At 58.6% G+C, this 5769-nt stretch carries 9 protein-coding genes and 1 pseudogene; 6 read left to right on the top strand and 4 right to left on the bottom strand.

Annotated features, from left to right (window positions below):
- Window positions 1-150: 150 nt before the first annotated feature.
- The 4 genes and pseudogenes from OC159_RS19520 to OC159_RS19510 form a co-directional block, all read right to left on the bottom strand.
- Window positions 151-420, bottom strand: coding sequence for a hypothetical protein (locus OC159_RS19520; protein ID WP_265502909.1), 270 nt, complete (start codon window positions 418-420; stop codon window positions 151-153).
- A 3-nt stretch (window positions 421-423) separates the two neighbouring features.
- Complete coding sequence (locus OC159_RS19515) at window positions 424-831, bottom strand: hypothetical protein (protein ID WP_265502908.1); 408 nt, start codon at window positions 829-831, stop codon at window positions 424-426.
- Window positions 832-1171: 340 nt separating this feature from the next.
- Window positions 1172-1444: pseudogene (locus tag OC159_RS20300) on the bottom strand (relaxase/mobilization nuclease domain-containing protein); the annotation flags it as partial.
- A 106-nt stretch (window positions 1445-1550) separates the two neighbouring features.
- Window positions 1551-1871: a plasmid mobilization protein gene (locus OC159_RS19510; protein WP_217847108.1), complete on the bottom strand. Its 321-nt coding sequence runs from the start codon at window positions 1869-1871 to the stop codon at window positions 1551-1553.
- 232 nt (window positions 1872-2103) lie between these two features.
- Between OC159_RS19510 and OC159_RS19505 the strand changes: the two genes are divergently transcribed.
- The 6 genes from OC159_RS19505 (at window position 2104) to OC159_RS19480 (ending at window position 5629) form a co-directional block, all read left to right on the top strand.
- Window positions 2104-2352, top strand: a complete 249-nt coding sequence (locus tag OC159_RS19505) for a WGR domain-containing protein (protein ID WP_265502907.1) — start codon at window positions 2104-2106, stop codon at window positions 2350-2352.
- Between the two features lie 39 nt (window positions 2353-2391).
- On the top strand, window positions 2392-2667 hold the full coding sequence (locus OC159_RS19500; RefSeq protein ID WP_265502906.1) for a type II toxin-antitoxin system RelE/ParE family toxin: 276 nt from the start codon (window positions 2392-2394) through the stop codon (window positions 2665-2667).
- A 10-nt stretch (window positions 2668-2677) separates the two neighbouring features.
- Complete coding sequence (locus OC159_RS19495) at window positions 2678-2977, top strand: HigA family addiction module antitoxin (protein ID WP_265502905.1); 300 nt, start codon at window positions 2678-2680, stop codon at window positions 2975-2977.
- Window positions 2978-3293: 316 nt separating this feature from the next.
- Window positions 3294-4028: a helix-turn-helix domain-containing protein gene (locus OC159_RS19490; protein WP_265502904.1), complete on the top strand. Its 735-nt coding sequence runs from the start codon at window positions 3294-3296 to the stop codon at window positions 4026-4028.
- A gap of 70 nt (window positions 4029-4098) precedes the next feature.
- Window positions 4099-4491, top strand: a complete 393-nt coding sequence (locus tag OC159_RS19485; protein ID WP_265502903.1) for a BTB/POZ domain-containing protein — start codon at window positions 4099-4101, stop codon at window positions 4489-4491.
- A gap of 565 nt (window positions 4492-5056) precedes the next feature.
- On the top strand, window positions 5057-5629 hold the full coding sequence (locus OC159_RS19480) for a hypothetical protein (RefSeq protein ID WP_265502902.1): 573 nt from the start codon (window positions 5057-5059) through the stop codon (window positions 5627-5629).
- Window positions 5630-5769 lie beyond the last annotated feature (140 nt).

Raw genomic sequence — 5769 nt, 5'->3', positions numbered from 1 at the left:
GAGCGCGACTTCAATCAATTGTTTCTGATGCGCTAAAGGGCGTCTTCAAAATATTTCATTTCTAAAGTTCATGCCCCCAGTCCTTGTCGCGCTCCCGCCGCGCCTCCCACTTCTGCTCCCATTCCCGCTCTTTGCGTTCCTCGACCAGCGTCACCGTTCTTTGAGCAACGCGTTCACCTGCTGCACCAAGCTCATGGTTTGCTCGGTCTGAGTGTTGAAGGACCGCAGCAACTGCGCCTGAAAGCGCTCGATCTCGTTCTGTTTCTGCTCGATCTTGTCCAGGCGCTTTCGCACGGTCTCGGACAAGGTCCGCAACTGCTTCGACGTGGCTTCTGACGCTTCGAGCGAGGTCTCGGAGGTGCTGACCAATGTCTCGAACTGTGCGAGCAAAGCCCGTTCGAAGGCTGTTAGTTGGTTCATGGCTCACATCCCATTCGGCAGTTTGAGGCACAGAAACGGCTGCTCGCCTTGGCAGATCATCGGTTCGGTCCCGTCGGGCAGCATCAGATAGCTCTGCCCCCCGCTCCTGAAGATCGGAAACGGGTCCGACGCGGGACTCATCCAGTGCCAGACTGACAAGCCCGCGATCACCAACCACGTCACGATCAGCGCCACCCACCACCAGCGCGCGGTCAAGCGCACGATCTCCAACTCGTCGGCCATCATCAGGCTCGTGCCTTGGATATCGTTCTGCATGGTGCGCAGCGCGGCTTCGGATTGTTGCCTCAAGCTGCTCGCGAGCCGCGTCAGCTCGGCCGAGGTCAATGCCTCGATCTCGGCCGTCTGACTGGACAGCCGCTGTTGCAACCGCGCGGTCAAGCTCTCGGTCATAGGTCCATTCCTTTTCGTAGATCCTGCCCTTCATGCGGAATTTCTCGCCGCTCTCCGGGTCGTGGACGGTCAGGTAGTCCTTGCCCTGCCGGGGAACCTGCAATCCGGCCTCCTGCAAGGCCAGAACCATGCTCTTGCGATCTGTGATCCTCTCAGCCTCCACAAGCGCCGTCAGATAGGAGTGGATGCCTTCCCGGCCCTCCCGGAGCCGGAAGCTCTCATTGGCCCTCTCCGGGGCTCTGTGAAGCTCTGTGGCCCTGTCTGGGTCGTCGGGCCGCGCCCAGCCCTGAGACCAATTCAGCGCGTCCCTGAGCGGCGCGTAGGACCGTTCCCAGCCCGGGGGCGCCACGTTCAGCGCCTTGCCGGTGGTCAATTCCATCCGAGGCGTCACGAAATGCAGCTCGACCCGCCCGCCCTCGGTGTGCTGATGGCGCACCCACGTGATGTCGTATTGCTCGGGGTCCATGCCCGCGAAGGCCAGACGCTCGAAGGCGTCCATGGCCTCCTGCTGCTGGTCATAGGTCGGCGCGTCCTCCAGGGCGAAGGACAGAACGCCGTGGGTGTAGCTCCACTTGCGGTCGATGCTGTCGATCAGGTCGCGGGTCCGCTCCATGTCGCCCCGCACCACCTCGGGCGGTGCATGGTCGCGCCCCTTGCGGTCCGCGGCGGTCAGGTAGTCCGCAATCTCGGCCCCGCCGCCCCGGCCCCCGCCCGTGAACTTAATCAGCATCGGCGGGCCGCTCATGCGCCGCCCGCAAGGCGGACAGCTCCCGGTCGATCTCGATCAGCCGCACCAAGAGCGCCGCAGCCGGCACGGGCTGCCGGCGGTTCGCGGCGCGGGCCAGCTGGTTGAGGTTGTTTCCCATCCGCGCCAGTTCCCGCAGCAGATCGGGATCGACTCTCGGAGGCTCCCGCCGCTTCCGCAGGCGCTGCCCCCCAAGGGCAGAGCGCACCAGTTCCGACAGTGACACCCCCTTATTCTCAGCAATCTCCTGCCAGCGCCGCTTTTCCTCCGGTGTGGTGCGGATCTCGATCCTCATGGCAAAGACCTCTTCTGGGGTGCAGGGGCGATGCCCTTGCCGGGGTTCAGGGGCAGGCCCCTTCCGGCTTGTCGGAACGGGGGATTGAAGGGGGCCAGCGGCCCCCTCACAAGCGCGAAGGACGGACACACAGTGTCCGGACAAGAGTATGCTTGCGTTAGTGTTGCACACAAGGGCATTGATCGGCACAATCCAAACTGGGGAACAGTGCCGGATGGACGTGCGGACCACGATGCAGAGCTATCTTGAAAAGCGCGATCCGACGAAGAACTTGGCCCGCTTTCACAGCCTCATGGTTCTTCCCGATCTCTTTGGGGGATGGACCTTTGAACGGGAGTGGGGGCGGATCGGACAGTCCGGACAGGTTCGCCGCATCCATTTCCCCTCCCAGGAAGAAGCCACACAGGCTCTCTTGGAGGTAGAGACAGCAAAGAAACGGCGGGGCTACTGGCTGCGCCCGGAACAGTTGGGCCTGTTCTGACGCCGTTTACACTTGTAAGCTATCAGCTTACACATACCTATGATCAAGACCTTTGCGAACAAGCAGCTGAAGGCCCTTTGGGAAACGGGAAAATCGAGGCTCGACGCGCGAATGCACAGCCGCATCCTGCGCCGTCTGGACGTCCTCGACGCCGCTACGGTGCCTGAGGATATGAATCTACCTGGCTTCGACTTCCACGCGCTGCGAGGCCACACACCGACCCGCTACACGGTCCATGTGAACGGCCCGTGGTGCATCACCTTCGAGTTCCATGACGGCGACGCTCATGTGCTGGACTTCGAGCAATACCACTGAGGAGGCGAGGATGAGCCGCAACCCCGACCGCTGCCCGACGCATCCGGGCGAATTGCTGCGCGAGGACGTGATCCCCGCCACCGGCAAGCCCAAGGCCGAGATCGCCCGGATGCTCGGCATCTCGCGCCAGCACCTCCACGACGTCCTAGCCGAGCGCAAGCCCGTCAGCCCCGAGGTCGCCGTGCGCCTTGCCAAGCTGTTCGGCAATGCCCCCCTGGTCTGGATCAGGATGCAGGGGGCCTACGACGCGTGGCACGCCACCCGAGAGGTGGACGTTTCGGCCGTTCCCACCTTAATGGCCGCCGAATAGCCCCTCAGCGCGCTTCTGGGGCGCCCTGTGACCTGTTCTTGGCCTTTGTCTTGGTCCGAATCTACCTCGCTGCCACCTGCGCTGTCGTGGCCGTGCAGCGCAGCCCCCTGCACTTCCCTTTTCCCCAGCATGTCCTGCCCGTGCTGCACGCTCGACAGGGCAGTTTGCGTGCATCGGTGCCTCTTAGATTCTTAGGATATATGGATACGCTGGTGCATTTTGGCCGTTTTAGCCTTGCTGTGCTGACAAATTAAGAAATTGACAGTTGTCTGTCAGACAACTTAAGTTGTCCACCAGACAACTATCGAGGCGAGGGATGGGCAGGATTTCACTTCACGAGCTGCGGCGCATGGGGGTGTCTGCAGAAGACATCGAGGCGGCGAAGGTTACGCAGCTGGCGCAGCGTCGGACCGGCGCACCCGTGCAGTCCATCGGCGTCATTGTCGGGGCCGCAGAGCAGCGCCAGCGCACCAACCCCAATCCTCCCGCCGATCTGACGGCCCGTGCCCTGCACAAGCGCGGTGCCTACGACCAGGCGGCGCTCCTGCTGGATCAGCAGGCTTTGCGGGAGAGCAGCCCTGAGCGGGCTGCTATGGCGCGGGAAGCCGCTCTGGCGGCAAAGGAACTCTCCGCCAGCAATCAGCTTGAGTTTGACTTCTTCGGAGGGGGCAACGTGTCCATTGCATTCCAGTATCAGGACGCCGTGACGGAACGCCTGTTCGCGGCGGCAAAGACTACAGCGCAAGCATTCCACGCGCAGGCGGTGCTCTGGCAGATCACCCGCAATCTCGGGTGGCAGTCCTATGAGTGCACCAAGACTGCTGCTGACCTGTGTGAAGTGATGCGGACCGATAAGGCACAAATGGCTCGCGCTCTGGACCTTCTGGAGCAGGTAGGAGCGATCCGGCGCGTGAAGCGTGGGCGGGTCAAGATCATCACCGTGACGCCGGAAGGGGCTTTCAGGGGCAACGTGCATAACCATGCCCAAGCGGTCGAACGCTACAAGCTTGACGTGATCGACGGCGGCAAGTCTGAACAGACGCCCGAGTAGCAGCCGACCAGTCCAGGACCGGACCTCAAAACCAAGACTGACCGGCTCCGACCACCAAGGAAGACCACCTGTGGCGCTAACGCTCAATCAGGCAGCTAAGATTTGCAGCCGCTCCAAATCGACCCTGCTTGACGCCATTCGTAGTGGGCGCATGAGCGCGCCCAAGGATGATCGAGGTCGCTATGTCATAGACCCGGCAGAGCTGCACCGGGCATTTCCGTTTCAGTCTCAGAACCGGTCGCCTGACCAGTCTCCAAAACCGCAACCGACCAGACTTGAGAACCAGCCAGAACCGGCTGATCCCGCCTTGAAACGCGAAATCGAACTTCTGCGTGAGATGCTGGGCAAAGCCGAAGCCAATGCCGACCACTGGCGCACGTTGGCGGAGCGTCAGCAGGCGCTTCTGGAAGATAAGCGACCCAAGGAACCTCGCAGCCTCTTTCAGCGCCTTTTCAAGCGATAACTAGCTTGACGCTGTGCAAAGCTAAGGGTGCAGTAGCTCCTGCCTGCCCGCTCGGATCAGAGCGGGCTGTAGGGCAGGCAGGAGCGATCAAGTTAAAGCAGACCGATAACAGGGAATATCAATGATTAGGATTGGAGCAGGGGCAGTTCTCGGCATGATATTGCTGGCTGGATGTGACACGCGCCCTCTGAATGAATTAACCTATGCTGAAAAGCAGGAGATGCTAAATAAGTTTACGGCTACGTGTGCTGCATTGGGGATTACGGAAAGTAGTCCTCAATATAGAGAATGTGTTCAATCTGAGATAGATGCAGAGAATGCAAAGCGCACACGTCAGTCGGCAGGGATGACCAGCCTTGGCAACGGAATGTCTGCTGTAGGGCAAAATTATTCATCAGCAGCTAGAACCAACCGGCCCATAACTTGCACGACAAGACCTCCTGTTGGCTGGGGAAGCGCAACCACCACCTGTTACTAATGATAGTAAAATTCCTGACATCTTATAAATACGCCTGTGTCGACCTAAAGCCCCTTCACCAGAAGAGGTGTCCTCAGAGCCTGAGCAATGCTGATGAACGACACAGATAGAAATCTATTGCATGTCAAACAATCTGCTGAAAACCCGCTTTTTCGTCTGTTCAAAGCCAAAGACAGATCTGAGTTTAAGAAACTGGCCAATGAAGTTACATTATCTTCCAAAGACCTAAACAGCATAATCCATTTTTCAGCCCTGAAAACTTCTTCGCTTCGCCACATGTTTGGACACAGGTCCTCAAATCCGATTAAGTTGACAGAAAAAGACTGGGAGAAAATCCGCAGAACTCATAAATCTAAAAAGCTTCTAAGCGCAATAATGCAAAGCAAAAGATCAATGTTTTTCGCATTTTGGCTTGATCTTGGGGGAGATGAAGGGCCGTGGTGGCTGATCTGGTATGACTTACAAGATAGACAAGTCTACGGAAATCACTGGAAGGCTACAGGCTCTCCCCATGCTCACATGATTTCGCATTTGACGCATCCACGCGAATGCTTGAATAAATACACTAAAGCTTTAGCAAATGACCCAAACTATAAGCTTCCGCATAGCGTGCATATCAGATTTGAGGATGATGGCTGGCAAGATATTGTATGGGGTTAGAATAGCAACCGTTTTAGCAGAGCGCGACTTCAATCAATTGTTTCTGATGCGCTAAAGGGCGTCTTCAAAATATTTCATTTCTAAAGTTCATGCCCCCAGTCCTTGTCGCGCTCCCGCCGCGCCTCCCACTTCTGCTCCCA

This window comes from Paracoccus beibuensis (assembly GCF_026162625.1).
In the GTDB taxonomy this organism is placed as follows: domain Bacteria; phylum Pseudomonadota; class Alphaproteobacteria; order Rhodobacterales; family Rhodobacteraceae; genus Paracoccus; species Paracoccus beibuensis.
Note: the sequence above shows the minus strand (reverse complement) of the source record. Positions and strands in the feature narration are given on the sequence as shown.

Coding starts and splice junctions, on each gene's coding strand:
- OC159_RS19520 (WP_265502909.1), bottom strand. CDS start 420: ATGAACCAACTAACAGCCTTCGAACGGGCTTTGCTCGCACAGTTCGAG.
- OC159_RS19480 (WP_265502902.1), top strand. CDS start 5,057: ATGCTGATGAACGACACAGATAGAAATCTATTGCATGTCAAACAATCT.
- OC159_RS19500 (WP_265502906.1), top strand. CDS start 2,392: ATGATCAAGACCTTTGCGAACAAGCAGCTGAAGGCCCTTTGGGAAACG.
- OC159_RS19515 (WP_265502908.1), bottom strand. CDS start 831: ATGACCGAGAGCTTGACCGCGCGGTTGCAACAGCGGCTGTCCAGTCAG.
- OC159_RS19510 (WP_217847108.1), bottom strand. CDS start 1,871: ATGAGGATCGAGATCCGCACCACACCGGAGGAAAAGCGGCGCTGGCAG.
- OC159_RS19495 (WP_265502905.1), top strand. CDS start 2,678: ATGAGCCGCAACCCCGACCGCTGCCCGACGCATCCGGGCGAATTGCTG.
- OC159_RS19505 (WP_265502907.1), top strand. CDS start 2,104: ATGCAGAGCTATCTTGAAAAGCGCGATCCGACGAAGAACTTGGCCCGC.
- OC159_RS19490 (WP_265502904.1), top strand. CDS start 3,294: ATGGGCAGGATTTCACTTCACGAGCTGCGGCGCATGGGGGTGTCTGCA.